Source organism: Pseudomonas sp. GW821-FHT12A04, from assembly GCF_058807755.1.
On sequence record NZ_JBXAQZ010000007.1, the window covers coordinates 161060 to 176154 of the forward strand.

At 58.6% G+C, this 15095-nt stretch carries 14 protein-coding genes; 7 read left to right on the plus strand and 7 right to left on the minus strand.

Annotated features, from left to right (window positions below):
• Positions 1-112: 112 nt before the first annotated feature.
• Both scpB and AC1RS8_RS13190 read right to left on the minus strand, forming a co-directional pair.
• Positions 113-907, minus strand: coding sequence for a methylmalonyl-CoA decarboxylase (gene scpB / locus AC1RS8_RS13185; protein ID WP_090454900.1), 795 nt, complete (start codon positions 905-907; stop codon positions 113-115).
• The gene (locus tag AC1RS8_RS13190) at positions 904-2133 is read right to left on the minus strand and encodes a CaiB/BaiF CoA transferase family protein (RefSeq protein WP_489340423.1); all 1230 of its coding nucleotides are present in this window, start codon (positions 2131-2133) and stop codon (positions 904-906) included. The genes scpB and AC1RS8_RS13190 overlap by 4 nt, the downstream gene beginning before the upstream one ends.
• A 180-nt stretch (positions 2134-2313) precedes the next feature.
• Here AC1RS8_RS13190 and AC1RS8_RS13195 point away from each other — a divergent pair, with 180 nt between their 5' ends.
• Positions 2314-3258 (plus strand): LysR substrate-binding domain-containing protein, encoded by a 945-nt coding sequence (locus tag AC1RS8_RS13195; protein WP_429521976.1) that lies wholly within the window; start codon positions 2314-2316, stop codon positions 3256-3258.
• Positions 3259-3937: 679 nt separating this feature from the next.
• Positions 3938-4159 (plus strand): hypothetical protein, encoded by a 222-nt coding sequence (locus AC1RS8_RS13200; RefSeq protein ID WP_489340424.1) that lies wholly within the window; start codon positions 3938-3940, stop codon positions 4157-4159.
• Positions 4160-4379: 220 nt separating this feature from the next.
• Here the strand turns inward: AC1RS8_RS13200 and AC1RS8_RS13205 are convergent, their stop codons facing one another.
• Positions 4380-5291: a LysR family transcriptional regulator gene (locus AC1RS8_RS13205; RefSeq protein ID WP_057715293.1), complete on the minus strand. Its 912-nt coding sequence runs from the start codon at positions 5289-5291 to the stop codon at positions 4380-4382.
• 109 nt (positions 5292-5400) lie between these two features.
• Here AC1RS8_RS13205 and AC1RS8_RS13210 point away from each other — a divergent pair, with 109 nt between their 5' ends.
• From AC1RS8_RS13210 to AC1RS8_RS13225, 4 genes are all read left to right on the plus strand, one after another.
• A complete protein-coding gene (locus AC1RS8_RS13210) occupies positions 5401-6240 on the plus strand; it encodes a HalD/BesD family halogenase (RefSeq protein WP_090454904.1) in 840 nt (279 codons plus the stop codon).
• A 154-nt stretch (positions 6241-6394) separates the two neighbouring features.
• The gene (locus AC1RS8_RS13215) at positions 6395-7363 is read left to right on the plus strand and encodes an ABC transporter substrate-binding protein (RefSeq protein WP_090454905.1); all 969 of its coding nucleotides are present in this window, start codon (positions 6395-6397) and stop codon (positions 7361-7363) included.
• Positions 7364-7472: 109 nt separating this feature from the next.
• Positions 7473-8591, plus strand: a complete 1119-nt coding sequence (locus AC1RS8_RS13220) for an S-(hydroxymethyl)glutathione dehydrogenase/class III alcohol dehydrogenase (RefSeq protein ID WP_489340425.1) — start codon at positions 7473-7475, stop codon at positions 8589-8591.
• 92 nt (positions 8592-8683) lie between these two features.
• The gene (locus AC1RS8_RS13225) at positions 8684-9067 is read left to right on the plus strand and encodes a VOC family protein (protein WP_102669643.1); all 384 of its coding nucleotides are present in this window, start codon (positions 8684-8686) and stop codon (positions 9065-9067) included.
• A gap of 189 nt (positions 9068-9256) precedes the next feature.
• Here AC1RS8_RS13225 and AC1RS8_RS13230 read toward each other — a convergent pair whose 3' ends face one another.
• Positions 9257-10093 carry an MliC family protein gene (locus AC1RS8_RS13230; protein WP_489340426.1) on the minus strand — a complete coding sequence of 279 codons (837 nt, stop codon included), beginning with the start codon at positions 10091-10093 and terminating at the stop codon, positions 9257-9259.
• A 234-nt stretch (positions 10094-10327) separates the two neighbouring features.
• On the opposite strand from AC1RS8_RS13230, the gene AC1RS8_RS13235 reads away from it, so the two are divergent.
• Positions 10328-10678 (plus strand): BON domain-containing protein, encoded by a 351-nt coding sequence (locus AC1RS8_RS13235; protein WP_057715287.1) that lies wholly within the window; start codon positions 10328-10330, stop codon positions 10676-10678.
• A gap of 235 nt (positions 10679-10913) precedes the next feature.
• Here AC1RS8_RS13235 and AC1RS8_RS13240 read toward each other — a convergent pair whose 3' ends face one another.
• The 3 genes from AC1RS8_RS13240 to AC1RS8_RS13250 form a co-directional block, all read right to left on the minus strand.
• Complete coding sequence (locus AC1RS8_RS13240) at positions 10914-13346, minus strand: spermine/spermidine synthase domain-containing protein (protein WP_489340427.1); 2433 nt, start codon at positions 13344-13346, stop codon at positions 10914-10916.
• A 2-nt stretch (positions 13347-13348) separates the two neighbouring features.
• On the minus strand, positions 13349-14092 hold the full coding sequence (locus AC1RS8_RS13245) for a protein-L-isoaspartate(D-aspartate) O-methyltransferase (RefSeq protein ID WP_489340428.1): 744 nt from the start codon (positions 14090-14092) through the stop codon (positions 13349-13351).
• Between the two features lie 234 nt (positions 14093-14326).
• On the minus strand, positions 14327-14944 hold the full coding sequence (locus AC1RS8_RS13250; RefSeq protein ID WP_090454908.1) for a LysE family translocator: 618 nt from the start codon (positions 14942-14944) through the stop codon (positions 14327-14329).
• Positions 14945-15095: the final 151 nt, after the last annotated feature.

Consider the following 15095-nt stretch of genomic DNA (forward strand, 5'->3'; position numbering starts at 1 on the left):
TCTCGGGATGTTTAGCAATCGACTCGCGTCGGGCCGAGCGTGACGAAACGAGGAAGCGTGGCTTGCCTGCGAAGTCGATCGTACAAACACAGAAGCTTTCAACGATGTCGTGCTAATTGCCATTAAATGCTGCTGGCCGGCGCTCGGCAAAGGCTGCCAGTCCTTCGCCAAAGTCAGCGCTTTCGCAGGCTTGTCGGCGCAGTTCGGCAATCTGCTCCATCGCCTGCACCGGAATCGGTTGCAAGTCTTCGAGGATACGCAGCTGTTCCTTGACCGCCGCAACGGCTAGCGGCGCTTTGCAGGCGATGCCGTGTGCCAGTTCCAGCGCGGTCGCTTCCAGCACATCAGTGTCGACCAGTCGGTTGACCAGACCAAACCGTTCCGCCCGCACCGCATCGAGCTTTTGTGCAGTGAAAAACATTTCCTTCAACACGTGAATCGGCAAATTGTTGAAGAAGCGCAGCAATCCACTGGTGGTGTAGGGCAATCCAATGTTCACCGGAGTCATGGCAAAGCTTGCGCTGCGGTCCGCGACGACCATGTCGCAGCTCATTACCAGATCCACCGCGCCGCCCCACACCGAGCCGGACACCAGGGCAACCACCACGCCGGGATAGGCGCGGATGCGGCGCAATACCTGTTCGAGCGGTTTGCCATAGGCAATCGGGTCGCGGTCGTGTTGCAGTTCGCGGATATCGTGGCCGGCACTCCACACGGATTGGCCGACTTCGCTGCCGAGGATCACCACCGGGATGCGTTGTGACGCCAGTGCGATGAGACTTTCGTCGAGCGCCGTCAGCAGTTGCGCGCTGAGTGCATTGCGGTGTGTGGGGTTGCTGAAGACCAGCCGCGCGATGCGTTCATCGACCCGGTTGACGGTCACTGTTGTGGAAGAGGCTGAATTCATTGTGCGGCTCCTGTCGATTGCGCGCCGGTCATGTCATCGGAGTTCTGGAACACTATTTTAGCGGCGAGCAGTGCGTTGATTGATGCAGCGTCGAAACCGGCTTCGCGCAATACTTCGACGGTGTGTTCGCCAAGCAGCGGCGGTGGGCGGCTGACAACGCTGTCATTGGCGCAGAACACCGGGGTCACTACCTGACGCAGTGCACCAAGGGTCGGGTGCGTGAGTGTCTCGGTCAGTTGGCTGTGCAGTACCTGCGGGTCGTCGAAGACCTCATCGAGTGTGTTGATCGGGCCGGCGGGCAATCCTGCGTCGACGAACAGCGAGGTCCACTCGCGTTTGCTGCGGGTTTTCAAACGACTTTCCAGAATCTCTCTCAATTCGTCACGACGTTCGACCCTCGCTTCATTGGTGGCGAAGCGCGAATCGTCCGGCAGCTCGGGCAAATCGAGCAGTATGCACAAACGCCCCCACATGGCCGAGGTGATCGGCGCCAGATTGAGCGGGCCATCCTTTGTCTGGAACACGCCGTAAGGTGCAATCACCGAATGGGCGTTACCGGTGCGGCGCGGTACATCCCCCAGGCTGAGGTAGCGTTGGCCGTGCACACTCAGCAACCCGACCAGACTGGCCAGCAGCGACGTGCTGACATGTTGGCCACGCCCGGTGCGCTCGCGCTCGAGCAGCGCGGCCAGCACCGCTGTCACCAGCCACATGCCCGAAGTCAAATCGCCGATGGCGGTGCCGGTGCGTGTCGGGTCGCCATCGACGAAACCGGTCAGGCTCATCAGCCCCGAGTAGCCTTGGGCGATCTGGTCGAAGCCCGGCCAACTGCTCATCGGCCCGTCGGCGCCAAAGGCGTTAATGCTGCCCAATACCAGTCGCGGATTGCGGGCGCTGAGCACCTCATAACCGAGGCCCATGCTTTCCAGCGTGCCAGGTTTGAAGTTCTCGATGACGACGTCGGCGTCATCGATCAACTGCTCGATGGTGGTCAACCCTTCGGGGGTGCGCAAGTCAATGCACATGCCGCGCTTGTTGCGGTTACACGATAAATAGTAGGTGCTCACGCCCCGGTCGAAGGGGCCCCAGGTGCGGCTCATATCGCCAGTCGGGCCGGGCTCGATCTTGATCACATCGGCACCGAGGTCTGCCAGCACCATGGTGCAGAACGGCCCGGACAGTGCGCGACTCAGGTCGACGATTTTCACGCCTTGCAAAGCTTGCATAGGATTCTCCATTGAAGGGTTGAATACCGGCCATTGCACCAAGGCCTTTGAAGCGCCATTCGCCTGTGACGACCGTTAGCGCTTCGTGTTGTGAGACGAGTCTAGGCGCCGTATCTCATAACCTTCAAATATGATATTCCTCTAAACTCATCGGAAAATCATATGGCTTGGGAGGTACACATGGACCTGCGCCAGTTGCGGTATTTCATCAAGGTGGTCGAGTGCGGGAACATCACCCGCGCCAGTGAAACGCTACATATCGCGCAGCCAGCCATCAGCCAGCAGATGCGCAACCTGGAACAGGACATGGGCATGCAACTGCTCGAGCGCAGCGTGCATGGCGTTGTTCCCACGGCGGCTGGGCAAACGCTTTATCGGCATGCCATCGAACTGCTGCGCCAGGCCGACGGCACCCACGAACTGCTGCGCCAGGACGCCGAATTCCCGCAAGGCAAAGTCTCGGTCGGCATGCCGTCGAGTACGGCGCGCATGCTGGCAATTCCGCTCGCACGCACGATTCGCAGCCGTTATCCGGGTATCAAGTTGGAATTGATTGATTCTCCGAGCGCCGAACTCGGACGTCTGATCACGGTAGGGCGAGTGGCACTGGCGGTGAATGTCGATGTGGTCGAAACCCGGGGCATGGCTTTCCGGCGGCTGTTAACCGAAACGCTGTACTTGGTGGCGTGGCCGGAGTTTTCATTACCGGATGAACCGGTGTCGATTGAGGCATTGGCGAAGATGCCGCTGGTGCTGCCCTGTGCTCCGAACACCATTCGCAGTCGGGTCGAATTTGCACTGCAGGAGGCCGGCCTGAAATGCGAGGTTGAATTCGAAGCCAATTCCACCGACCTGTTGTTCTCAGCCGTCAAGGCGCAGCTCGGTGTCACGATCCTGCCGTGGGCCGCGGCCCATGTTGAGCTTGTGCAACACAGGCTCAAGCTGGCCAGGATCGATCATCGACTGTTCAAGCGGGATCTTTCGCTGTGCTGGCATGACACGGTTGTAGAGAGCAATGCCGTGCAGAAGGTCAAGTCGACCATTTTCGAGCTGTTCGAGGCGTTCGAGCGGCAGCCGGGGTGGGCAGATGAACCTGTTAAAGGAAGGAACCTCCAAGACTACTGACAGGCTTTATTGGGTCGGAAGTAGTCGTTCGTGAGTGGCTGCTTTTTGCTGTGGATTCAACCGGTCGAAGCCCAGGTTCAGGCAAAAGCTCAAGGTGCGGGTAAACCGGAATTTGAATGTCGGATTCTCTGAACGTTTCGCTCAGGACGGTGTAGTGGGCAAGCTCAGCGTCTTTGCTTCGAGCATTTACCCACCTGTCGTATCTTTTGCCACCTCGTCACTCAGAGAAGTTTGCACAGGAGCAAATTGAGCTTCGTTGTTGTCGATTGAACAGCGGGCAAGGTTTAGTGATAACAAAAGCACACCTTCGCCGCGCAATTTCATTCAGGTTGAGAGGTGAAAATCATGAACAGCATCATCTACATTGTCGGATTAGTAGTGGTGGTCGCGGTTGTCCTGTCGTTCCTGGGATTTGCATAACTTGTGCGTTAATCCCTCAACGTTATGTCCATTTTTTGTCGTGGACGTTCACCTCATTATGCTTTCCGTTGATGAATGGGCGTCCCGTCTTAGGTCCCATTTGCGCAACCGAAAGACCTGGCTGTGGCACGCCGGTCTGTATGTTGTTCGTGGGTGTCATCATCAATCCTTCTGACTGGGAAATGCCACACGTCTTCCTTGGTGAACATTCCGCTGCTCGCATGGCTCTATCGCAACAAGGGCTTTGGGAGTCGTAATCATGTACGAAGACCGAAAAGCGCAAGCGCTTGAGACATGGCAATCAATGCTGGCTATGCCCGAAATTCGAGCGACTGCTCAAGAGCAATACGAAGAATTACTTCGGCTTGCCGAGGACTATTCAATCAAAGGTTTCATCAATCGTGACGAGCGAAAGGGCTTGGGTATGGAGGCCACGAAGCGATATGCCCATTCGGTGGAAGATGTCCATAAAGGAGCATGAAGGCTAAAAATTTTCGCCTCGTCGTAATAGCTTCTGGTCGAGCACGCCCGGTTCTCAATCGTCAACTTTTGGCCAATTGATGCCTATCACGAGGGGCAGAGTACACCCCAAGCCACCAAGCGATTAGCAGCCGATCATGAAGGGCTGCTTCTGGCCGATTGCTGCCCGTCGCGAAGGGCTGCCATCGACCAAAAAACCATTTTTACGCATCAACCAGCGATTAGCTGCGTTCAGGTTTTCCTGCGTTTTTTATCCAGGTATCAAGCTCCGTAACCATTTTACTGACCTCGCTATCTTCCCGTTCCGAGGGGCGAACGATTGCGTTCCAGGCGATATCCAGGCCGTCATTCAGGGCCGCCCACGCAAGCTCCCCACGCTCCAGGCTGGGGGTTACCAAATCCCGTTGCAATATGCTGATTCCGTATCCTGAGCGGACCAGTTCAACGATGGCTTCGATCAACTCCACCGTGATCATGCGGCGCGGCAAGATGCTGGCGGGGGCGAAGAAGCGGTCATACTCCCAGCCACTGGCGCGATCGGTCGAATACGTCACCAGGTTGTAAGTCTTGAAGTCTTCCGCATAGATATTTTTCCTTCCCGCAAGGGGATGATCGGTTGCCATGATTGCAATCAAATCGTCCCGAAAAAGTGGCAACTTCGCGACACCGCTAGGCACCATGCCGTCATCGATAATGGACACATCCAGTCTGCCTTGCATCAGGCTCGCGTAAACGTCGTTACGGGGCACGGTCACCAGTGTGATTTCGATGTCCGGCCGAAGACTTGAGTAGTGCTTGATGAATTTTGGAATCCAGCGAAATGGGCCGTAGGAGGTGACACCCATACGGACAAACGCTGTGACGCCACCAGCCATGGACCGGGCCTCGGACTCAGCCTCATTGAGTATGGCGATGATGTCTTTGGCGGCCCGTTCCAGGCGCACGCCGGCAGGGCTGAGTCTGAGCTTTCCTCCTGATCTTTCCGTCAGGCTCACGCCTAGCCGCCGCTCCGCTTCGCGTATGCGGTGACTGACGGCTGAAGGTGTCAGCCATAAACGTTCGGCCACCGCGGTGATCGAATCGACTTCCGATAAGGTTTGCAACATCACCAAGTGATCCAGCGTCAGTCTCATGGGTATACGACCTGAAAATAATTCACAAAATTGCGTAAAATTATGAGCGTGACTTGTTTTTGGTGCCGATGCAATCTGAATCCAGCAGAGCCAACGGAGACCAACAACAATGACTACCCTGCCTTTCACACCTGCGCTAACCCTGGGCGATCTCGTCGATCTCGAGCGTTACCCAATCACCGATCGCACCAGCCCCGCTTATCTCGCACTGGTCACTCACAGTCAGTCGTTGCTGGCACAAGAGGGCGTTGCGATCTTTCCGGGTTTTGTTCGCAATCCATCGGTTGTCGCGATGGCGCAGCAGACACTTGCACTGCACTCGCGCATGTTTCATTTTCGGGAAAGCCACACGGTTTATTTCAAACCTCAGGACGAAAGCGTTGATCCGGAACACCCGCTACGACGCTTGATGAACACGGCAAAAGACACTGTTGCCTATGCCGATATTCCTGCCGACCATTTGATCCGGCAGATCTATGGATCGGACGAAGTCCTTGCTTTCATCAAAGATGTTTTGGCTCTGGACACGCTCTATCGTCATGCCGATCCATTGGCCGCCCTTAACTTGCAGGGCTTCACGGCAGGGCAGGAGTTGGGGTGGCACTTTGATCGTTCCGACTTCAGCGTCACGCTGTCGCTTCAGGCTGCAAGCGCCGGTGGGGATTTCGAGTATGTGCGGATGCTGCGCAATGAAAGCGACGATTGCTATGACGCGGTCAGGCAATTCCTCGATGACTCGCAAACACAGCAGGTAGAGGTTCTGCCTCAAGTGCCAGGCACCCTGACATTGTTCCGCGGCCGCTATTCATTGCACCGGGTCACGCCGGTGGAAGGGGACAGGCTGAGGCTCAACGCGGTGTTTGCGTACGTGGACCAGCCCGATGTCGAGTTCAGTGCCTATGCGCGCCAGTTGTTCTACGGGCGTACTTCTGTTGATCCATTAGCTTGAGCTTCGCCAATAACAATAAATGCAATTGATTCACGCCTTTGTTTCACGTGTTTGCGCACGCACTTGTCCATGCTAAATCTGATGGACTCGTTTGCTCCTGTGTCGCACACAACAGTTCGCTGCCCCCAATAATAATGATTCGGAGCGTCTGATCATGAAAAACAGGAAGAGTTTGTTGGCCTCTTTGCTCACCCTTGGCTTGCTTGTCGGTAGTGCTTCAAGCCAGGCCTCAGGGTGGTGTGAATCGGGCAAGTCGGTGAAATTTGCCGGATTGAACTGGGAGAGCGGGATGCTCCTCACCGACATCATGATGATCGTGCTCAAGGATGGTTATGGCTGTACAACGGATCAGTTGGTGGGTAACACCATCATTCTCGAGACCGCACTGGCCGGCAACGACATTCAGGTGTTTGGCGAAGAGTGGATGGAGCGCAGCGAAGTCTGGAAAAAGGCGGTGGCGGCCGGAAAGGTTGTCGGGGTTGGCGCTCCGATCATTGGTGCGACTCAGGGCTGGTATGTGCCGCGTTACGTCGTTGAAGGGGACGCTAAACGTAACCGGCCAGCGCAGGCGCCCGACCTCAGGACAGTCGCGGACCTGAGCAAGTACGCGAGTGTTTTTCGCGATTCGGAAGAACCGTCCAAAGGCCGTTTCTACAACTGTCCTGCGGGTTGGATCTGTGAGCAGGACAATACCGAGATGTTGAAAGAGTATGGTCTTGAAAACACGTTCACAAACTTTCGTCCAGGTACCGGTGCGGCATTGGATGCGGCTGTCCTGTCCAGTTACAAACGCGGTGAGCCGGTGCTGTTCTACTACTGGTCACCGACGCCGCTGATGGGGCAGATCGATGCGATAAGGCTGGAGGAAAAGACCGGCGCCAACAAAGACGTCATCACCATGGTGGGACTCTCCAAGGCATTTCATGAACAGGCTCCTGAACTGGTCGCAGTACTGGAGAAGGTCAACATTCCGATCGACTTGTTGAATCAGAACCTGGCGAGGATGACCCGGGAACGCATCGAATCGCCGAAGCTGGCCAGGATGTTCCTCAAGGAACACCCGGAAATCTGGCATGCCTGGGTCGACGAAGCCGCAGCAAAGAAGATCGAGGCATCGCTCTAATCTGTCTCAAGGGCAAGGACGCCCGTCCTCTGTAACACCCCTCTGAACACAATCTCTTGACTGTTTCTACACAGGAACGGCGCCTCTTTGCGTCCGGGAAATCACGAACATGATCAAATCACGAGCGGCCGTCGCCTTCGCGGCGAACCAGCCTCTGCAAATTGTCGAAGTCGATGTAGCGCCGCCGCAAGCCGGTGAGGTGCTGGTACGCATTGTTGCGACAGGTGTCTGCCATACCGATGCGTTTACGTTATCCGGCGCCGATCCCGAAGGGATCTTCCCCGTTATTCTTGGCCACGAAGGTGGCGGTATCGTCGAAGCGGTTGGCGAGGGGGTAACTTCACTGGCGGTGGGCGACCATGTGATCCCGCTCTACACCCCGGAATGTGGCGAGTGCAAATTCTGCACCTCCGGCAAGACCAATCTTTGTCAGAAAATCCGTGCCACTCAAGGCAAAGGTTTGATGCCAGATGGCACCAGCCGATTCTCTTACGAAGGGCAGCCTGTCTTTCACTACATGGGCACCTCGACGTTCTCCGAATACACCGTGCTTCCCGAAATTTCCCTGGCCAAAATCCCCAAGGATGCGCCACTGGAGAAGGTCTGCCTGCTCGGTTGCGGTGTGACCACCGGCATTGGCGCGGTGCTCAACACCGCGAACGTGGAGGAGGGAGCCAGTGTGGCGATCTTCGGTCTGGGCGGCATCGGCCTGGCAGCCATTATCGGTGCGACCATGGCCAAGGCCGGCCGGATCATCGCGATTGATATCAACCCGGCCAAGTTCGAGATTGCCAGGCAACTGGGCGCTACCGACTTCATCAACCCCAAGGATTATGACAGGCCGATCCAGGACGTGATCATCGAGATGACCGAGGGCGGTGTGGACTATTCCTTCGAATGCATTGGCAACGTCCATCTGATGCGCGCCGCCCTGGAGTGCTGCCACAAGGGCTGGGGTGAGTCGGTGATCATTGGCGTCGCTGGCGCCGGTCAGGAAATCAGTACCCGTCCTTTCCAGCTGGTGACCGGGCGCGTCTGGCGCGGCTCGGCATTTGGCGGTGTGAAAGGACGTAGCGAGCTACCCAGCTATGTCGAGAACGCGCAAAAGGGCGACATTCCGCTGGACAGTTTCATTACCCACACCATGGGGTTGGAGGAGATCAACAGAGCCTTCGACTTGATGCACAAAGGCGAAAGCATCCGCACCGTTATCCATTTCGATCGCTGACTCAACAGATTGGCGAAGCCCGTCAGGGCCAGTCAAAGGCGCGAAAACCTGCAACATCAACCCAGCATATCTACACCAAAGAGAGCACAAAGATGACCATTTTCACTCATGTGACCGTCGGTACCAACGACCTGCAAAAAGCGCGCAGCTTCTATGACAATGTCCTGGGTACCCTGGGCCAAAAACGCATCGCTGATCTGGACGAGAATGGTTCGATCTGGGGTGAGAGCGCTCCATCCTTCTTCGTGCTGAAACCGGCGAACGGCGCCCCGGCCAGTGTGGGTAATGGTGTCACCATCAGCTTCGAGGCGCCGAATCGTGCCGCCATTGACGCTTTCCACGCCGCGGCGCTGGCCAGTGGCGGCACCGACGAAGGTGCACCGGGTCCGCGAGGCTGGGCACCTGACGCCTATGCGGCTTACGCGCGGGATCTCGATGGGAACAAGCTGGCCGCGTACTGTTTCAAGCCAGCCTAAGCTTCAAGACGAGGCATCATTAGATGCTTCGTCATTAGCCCTTTCTCGCAAGGATTAGTAATCCGTAAGGTTGCAATGGTGGCTTGAACAAGCCCGTTTAACCTTGGTGTTCGAACGACAGCTTCTGGCCGATTTCTGCCTGTCACGAGGGGCAGCAATATGCAATTACCCAGCTGATTGAATCGTTGCTCAAGGCTTTCTTTTGCAATGCGACTTGGGCGCACCGTATCCCCAAGTGATTATGGTCTCGGCCTGATGCTCCCAAAGCATTTCATTGCGCCCAAGGTACTTTATGCCACTGCCACTTGGCTGCTGGTACATCAGCGATACGCTGTCGCCACGCTCGGCGATTAATGTCGGCGGATCGGTTTTGAAGAACATGACAGTCACCTCTCTAGCAGGGTTGCCGTCGCATTCGTAATAGACAGGCCCAGTGCCCGATACCAGTCGGTACCGTGCTTGCAACTCGGCGATGCGGCGCTGGTATTCCATGCGCAAGCATGCACCGACGTCATCACTCTTCCAGCACTCGTCGCGTCCCTTGATCCATCCACGTTGTTCTGCTTTTAGCCGGGGAGGATGCTCGTTGCCGGCCTTAATACTCGCACTGGCATAAACTGCCGACAGATTGCGATCGAGCGCGGATAACGCCTTGTCCTCACATATCATCGCTTCGATACCGCCAGGCTCCACTCTGGCGCAATCGTATGAAGGGCCAGGTGTCACATTGGCAGTCGACGATTTTTCCGTGCCGCCCCCGGTCGGCTGCATTGCATTGATATGCTGATCAATGTACTGGCACCACTGTTCGGAGCTTCGTTCAGGGACGTTTGCTCCATCGCGAACCCCTAACTTGAATTCGATCACCGATTTCCATTCGTCGGAGCCTATATCTGGCCCGTGCCCTTGCGCATCGGCTGTGTGCAGTATCTTATCGATCGATTGATACCATGGGTAAGTGCATATGGATTGCGCCTGAGCAACGCCTGTGGCGCCAGCCAATAACAAAACCAAATATTTGCTCATGCGCGGTCCCTTTTGATTTATGCAGTCGCCAAGCACCGAGCGACCAAGGCGGACGTTCACGGGGACAGCGCTCTGACCGCAGGCAACGGCCGTACTATAATTAATTTCTGTCAATGTTTGCGTGACGAGCGCTCCAAAGCGAATCAGGTATCCATAGCGTTCACCTGACAGGCAGAGGGCGACACAGCAAATGGGATGGACGGTACGTCTGATTACGCGACAGAGGGTTCAGCCATGAAAATTCACTCCTTCCAGCATTACTCCCATGGTCTGGAAATGGCCGTTCACGATGCATGGATTACCGCCAAGGTGAAGTCGGCCCTGGCATTTTCCGATCCGACCCTTAGCCTGCATATCAATGTCAAAACCCATGCGGGCATAGTGGGGTTAAGCGGCCGCGTCAACACTCATAGACAGTGTGAACAGGCCATTGTTCTGGCTCGTTCGGTTCATGGTGTCGCCGAAGTCGATGCCAGCGACTTGCAGACCCATGTGTTCACGCCAGGGAGTTTTCCAGAAGCGCCCAACGCCGAAGAGAGCACTGAGCGCCGGCCACAATCGTCAACAAAGATGGACGACAAATGATAATGGCAACATTGTAGGCGCCGCGCTCCCGGTCGGGAACCGAGGGCGGAGGGAAGCTGAATGCCAATGTGCCCCAGAGTGAATCGCCCATGGTTTCGTGGACATTTCCGACTGGCTGCTTATGGCCGGTTTCTGCCGGTCACCACCGGCGAGACGTGTGAACTGGTCAAGCGGCGTTCCAACAGACCATCCGTCTCACCAGGGTCTGTTGACGTTTTGCTGCGAACCGCCGCGATCAGGGAAACATGACTGCCGCCACGAGGTACAGCAGCAACGCCAGCAGCAACACCACGGTGAAACCCAGGTGGATCGCCAGCAGGGTCGCCAGCACGGCCGCCACCACCGATACGCTGGCGTTGACGCCCCAGGCGATCGGCACCAGTGCTTCAGCGCACGCGGAGACGCGCCCGAGTCCGAGCGGAAACGGCATGCCCATGGCGAACGCCAGCGGCGCTACCAGCGCGGCGCAGATGCCGAACCTGGCGAGGGTCCCCACCGGCGCCAGCAGCTGGAACAACGGGGGCAGGGCGATCAGGTAGAGCAGGGCGATCGCGCAGATCGCCAGGACTGGCCGCGCGAGCGGATGACGAGGCCCCACACCCATTCCAATGTCCCCCCGCCGCCGGCCGGAGTAACGGCTGCCGAGGCCAGCGAAGATCAGGAACGCGCTGAGCGTTACCGCCACCGAATACAACGGGTGGCTGAGGAACAGGGTGAACTTCTGGATGAAGGCGATTTCCACGAACATGAAGGCAAAGCCAATGGCGGCGAAGTAGGACACGACCCGAAGTTCGAACCTGGCCAAAGCCGCATTCCGAGAGCGTCGCTGGCGCCGCCGAGCCACCCATAGCGGCGCCAGGATCAGCAGCACGGCGGCCAGGCCGGACTGCAGCAGCGTGGCGATCAGCACCGGATAGCCCCACTCCAACATTGACAGGCCGCCCTGCGCCTTCAGCGCCAACAGTTCCGGCAGCGAGCGCCACTTGAAGAAGTGGAAGAAATACGGCCGATCATCCGTAGTCGGACGCACGTCGAACTTGTAGCGCGCCAGGAACTCCGCGCGCTCGCCGGACAGCAGGGCCTGCGCCGCTTCGAAGAACCAGGGCCGGTCGAGCAGGTTGTAGCGGTTCGCCTCGGCCACGGTCATCCCGGGGTAGTAGGCCAGGTCGAAGGAGCGCGCCCGGCAGAATTCCCGCAACGCGGCGATGCCGGCGTCGTCGAAATCCCTGTTGCTGACCAGCAGCGTCGCGGTCTTCCAGCCGCGGATCATGACGATGCGGCGCGCCGCGCTGGCCTGCCCGTCGCGCTCGATGGCCGCGGCCGCGGTGGCCAGCAGCCTGGGAACATCGCGCGGCGGCAGGGCGACCCAGCGGGTGATGGCCAGCATGCCGCCGGGCGCGAGATGGCGCAGGTACTCGGCGAAGGCATCCACCGTGTACAGGTAGTTCTCGGACAGCGCATGCAGGCCGCCCGAGGCAGTGCCGAAGGAGTCCAGCAGGGCGATCTGGATCAGGTCGTAAGGCTCGCCGCGCGAAGCCACCAGGCCGCGCGCCTCGCCGATCAGCACACGGACGTTGGGCGCGCTGTACGGCTTGCCGGAGAAGTCGGCGAAGCGGCGCTGGACCAGATCGATCACCTGCGGGTTCAGTTCGATGGCATCCACCGCGCTGGCGTCGTGGTAGATCGCCTGCAGCACATCGGCGCCGGCGCCGCTGCCCAGCACCAGCACGCGGGGTTGGCGCAGCAAGTGATAGGGCAGAGCTGAGGTCAGGTAGTCCAGGTAGGCGAGCGGCTCGCGGCGCCCGTCATAGCGGTTCAGCACGGAAAGGCCGTCGCCGTCGGTAAAGATGGCCAGTTGTGCGGGCGGTTCCTGTGTCGCGTTGAGGCTCAGGCCAGGCGCGTAGCGCAGGGGAATGGTCGGGCTGTCGACGACCGTGAGCAGACCCAGCGGACTCCAGGTCTGGGCGATTGCGCGCGCATCCTTGATACGCTGCGTCTGGCTCAGTTCCTTGTACTCGGAGGGCGACAGGGCGATCCAGCGCCCGGGCACGCCGGCCGGCACCGCGACTGCCGCCGCCAGCAGCAACGGCGCGAGCCAGTGCCTATGCCCCGTGCAAGCCATTCCGGCCAGCGCCCCGGCGGCGATGCCGGTGCCGCCCAGCAGCCGCAGCGCATCGACGGGCGTCAGGGCGAACAGCGCGGCGACAATCGCCAGGCTGCCCACGCCGGCGCCGAGAATGTCGAAGGCGTAGATCCGGTGAATCTGTTCCTGAAAGCAGGTGAAGGTCAGGCAGATGCACACCGCCGCGCAGAAGAACGGCACGAACAGCAGCAGGTAGATCATCAGCAGGCGTGCCGACTGCCGCGCGTCCCAGAGGATCTCGAGGGGATTGAACGGAACCTGCTGGGCCAGGCTGAAGCAGGCGATGGCGCTCAGCCCGAACAACACCGCGCCGCCAATGAACACGCCGTGGAAGCGCGGCGCCAGCACAGGCCGTGCCAGCGCCACGGCGGTGCCGGCAGCGCCGTAGCCGAGCAGCGCGACGCTGATCATCATGTAGGCGAAATGGTGCCACTGGATGATCGAAAGCAGTCGCAGCAGCAGCACCTCATAGCCGAGCGCGGAGGCAGACAGCAGTGCCAGGGCGAGCAAGGGCGGCGAATGCATGCTCAACCGCCTCCGACCAGCGGCACGAAGCTCACAGGCAGCACCTGCCGGGTGGACACACTGCCATCGCCGGCCTTCTCGATCAGCAGCAGGTACTGGATCATGAACGGCGCGCCGACCGGGATTACCATCCGTCCGCCGGCCTTGAGCTGGGCGATCAGTGGCGGCGGCACATGGCTGGCGGCGGCGGTGACGAGGATGGCGTCGTAAGGCCCGTGCTCGGGCCAGCCGTGGTAGCCATCGCCCAGCCGGGCCTGCACCTTCGCATATCCCAGACGGCCCAAGCGCTCCCCGGCCTGCACTGCCAGCGGCTCGATGATCTCCATCGTATAGACCGCCTGCGTCAGCTCGGCGAGGATCGCCGCTTGGTAGCCCGAGCCAGTGCCGATCTCGAGTACCACGTCGCCGGGCCCGACCTGCGTCAGGTCGGTCATCAAGGCGACGATGTACGGCTGGGAGATGGTCTGGCCGTAGCCGATCGGCAGCGGACGATTTTCGTAGGCGTAGGGCACCTCGTCGGGCGGGACGAACTTATGGCGTGGCACCTTGGCCATCGCGGCCATCACCGGCGCGGCAAACTCGACTCTGCCGGTTTCGTCGCGGGTGACGGACGACATGTTGGCGATCTCCCGCACCATGGCATCGCGCAACGGCGCGAACGGGTCGTCGGCATGCAGACCGGCAGATGCCAACGCCAGAGCGATGGCAGGCGCCAGGATGCGCGTCAGGAGCATCACCGGCTTCACAATGACTCCTCCGCCTGAGGAATAGTCGAATCGTATGGCCGGCGGGCTGACTCGGCAAGCCGGGGGGCCGGCGACCAAATCAGGCTGCGGCGACTGCCCGAGAAAACATCGCAACCCGTAACTGCACTGATAGCACCCAGCCAGTTCAAGCGGTGATACAAAAGTGAATGCGATTGTCAGCCGATTGCTGCCTATAAGGAGCCCTTCGCACTGACCTCAAACACTCCTCCGACACTAACCTCCAACCCCTGGAATGACCAGAAGCGCCGCCAAGCCGATCAGTGCCGTGCCAATGAGTCTGTCGATAACCTGCTGCTTTTCCAGCATTCGCCGGCGCAACGCTTCAGCGGAGAAAAACAGTGCCACGAAACTGAACCACGCCCAATGGGTGAACGACATAAACAGGCCGTACGCAAAGTTTGCGGTTAGCGAACTGCCTGTGTGCACCACTTGGCTATATGTCGCCACCACGAACAACATGGTTTTAGGGTTGAGCGCGTTAGTGAAAAAGCCAGTACGAAATGCTTCCCAGGATGAAGGGGCTGAGGCGTTGGCGCCACCAAATGTCAACGAAGAAGTACTGGTCAGGGACTTGATACCCAGATAAATGAGGTATCCGGCGCCCAGCAACTTCATTGCCATGAACAGCAAGGGTGATTGAGTGAAGATCACTGCAGCGCCGAACACTGTGTAGAAAACGTGAATCTGGACGCCACAGGCGATACCCAGTGCGGCCATCAAACCGCTGCGTCGTCCATATGCATAACTGTTGCGGGTGACCATGGCGAAGTCAGAGCCGGGGCTGATAACTGCCAGGATGGAAATGGCAGCAACTAGAAGCAATTCGTTCATGAAGACTCTCCGGCGCAATGGATGCCCATGCCGCGAACGACAGTAATTGCATTTGCGCTACGTTTTTGCACAGATTGAGGGTGGGTGGCAGCTTCACTTGCTCGCGGCACTTACATCACCCAGTGGTATTTGGCTTCGCATGGCATTCATG

What these genes read in the sequence shown, in the direction of transcription:
- AC1RS8_RS13235 (WP_057715287.1), top strand. Translation starts at nt 10,328, where the DNA reads ATGAAAATTCACTCCTTCCAGCATTACTCCCATGGTCTGGAAATGGCC.
- AC1RS8_RS13250 (WP_090454908.1), bottom strand. Translation starts at nt 14,944, where the DNA reads ATGAACGAATTGCTTCTAGTTGCTGCCATTTCCATCCTGGCAGTTATC.
- scpB (WP_090454900.1), bottom strand. Translation starts at nt 907, where the DNA reads ATGAATTCAGCCTCTTCCACAACAGTGACCGTCAACCGGGTCGATGAA.
- AC1RS8_RS13195 (WP_429521976.1), top strand. Translation starts at nt 2,314, where the DNA reads ATGGACCTGCGCCAGTTGCGGTATTTCATCAAGGTGGTCGAGTGCGGG.
- AC1RS8_RS13190 (WP_489340423.1), bottom strand. Translation starts at nt 2,133, where the DNA reads ATGCAAGCTTTGCAAGGCGTGAAAATCGTCGACCTGAGTCGCGCACTG.
- AC1RS8_RS13210 (WP_090454904.1), top strand. Translation starts at nt 5,401, where the DNA reads ATGACTACCCTGCCTTTCACACCTGCGCTAACCCTGGGCGATCTCGTC.
- AC1RS8_RS13205 (WP_057715293.1), bottom strand. Translation starts at nt 5,291, where the DNA reads ATGAGACTGACGCTGGATCACTTGGTGATGTTGCAAACCTTATCGGAA.
- AC1RS8_RS13230 (WP_489340426.1), bottom strand. Translation starts at nt 10,093, where the DNA reads ATGAGCAAATATTTGGTTTTGTTATTGGCTGGCGCCACAGGCGTTGCT.
- AC1RS8_RS13220 (WP_489340425.1), top strand. Translation starts at nt 7,473, where the DNA reads ATGATCAAATCACGAGCGGCCGTCGCCTTCGCGGCGAACCAGCCTCTG.
- AC1RS8_RS13200 (WP_489340424.1), top strand. Translation starts at nt 3,938, where the DNA reads ATGTACGAAGACCGAAAAGCGCAAGCGCTTGAGACATGGCAATCAATG.
- AC1RS8_RS13240 (WP_489340427.1), bottom strand. Translation starts at nt 13,346, where the DNA reads ATGCATTCGCCGCCCTTGCTCGCCCTGGCACTGCTGTCTGCCTCCGCG.
- AC1RS8_RS13215 (WP_090454905.1), top strand. Translation starts at nt 6,395, where the DNA reads ATGAAAAACAGGAAGAGTTTGTTGGCCTCTTTGCTCACCCTTGGCTTG.
- AC1RS8_RS13225 (WP_102669643.1), top strand. Translation starts at nt 8,684, where the DNA reads ATGACCATTTTCACTCATGTGACCGTCGGTACCAACGACCTGCAAAAA.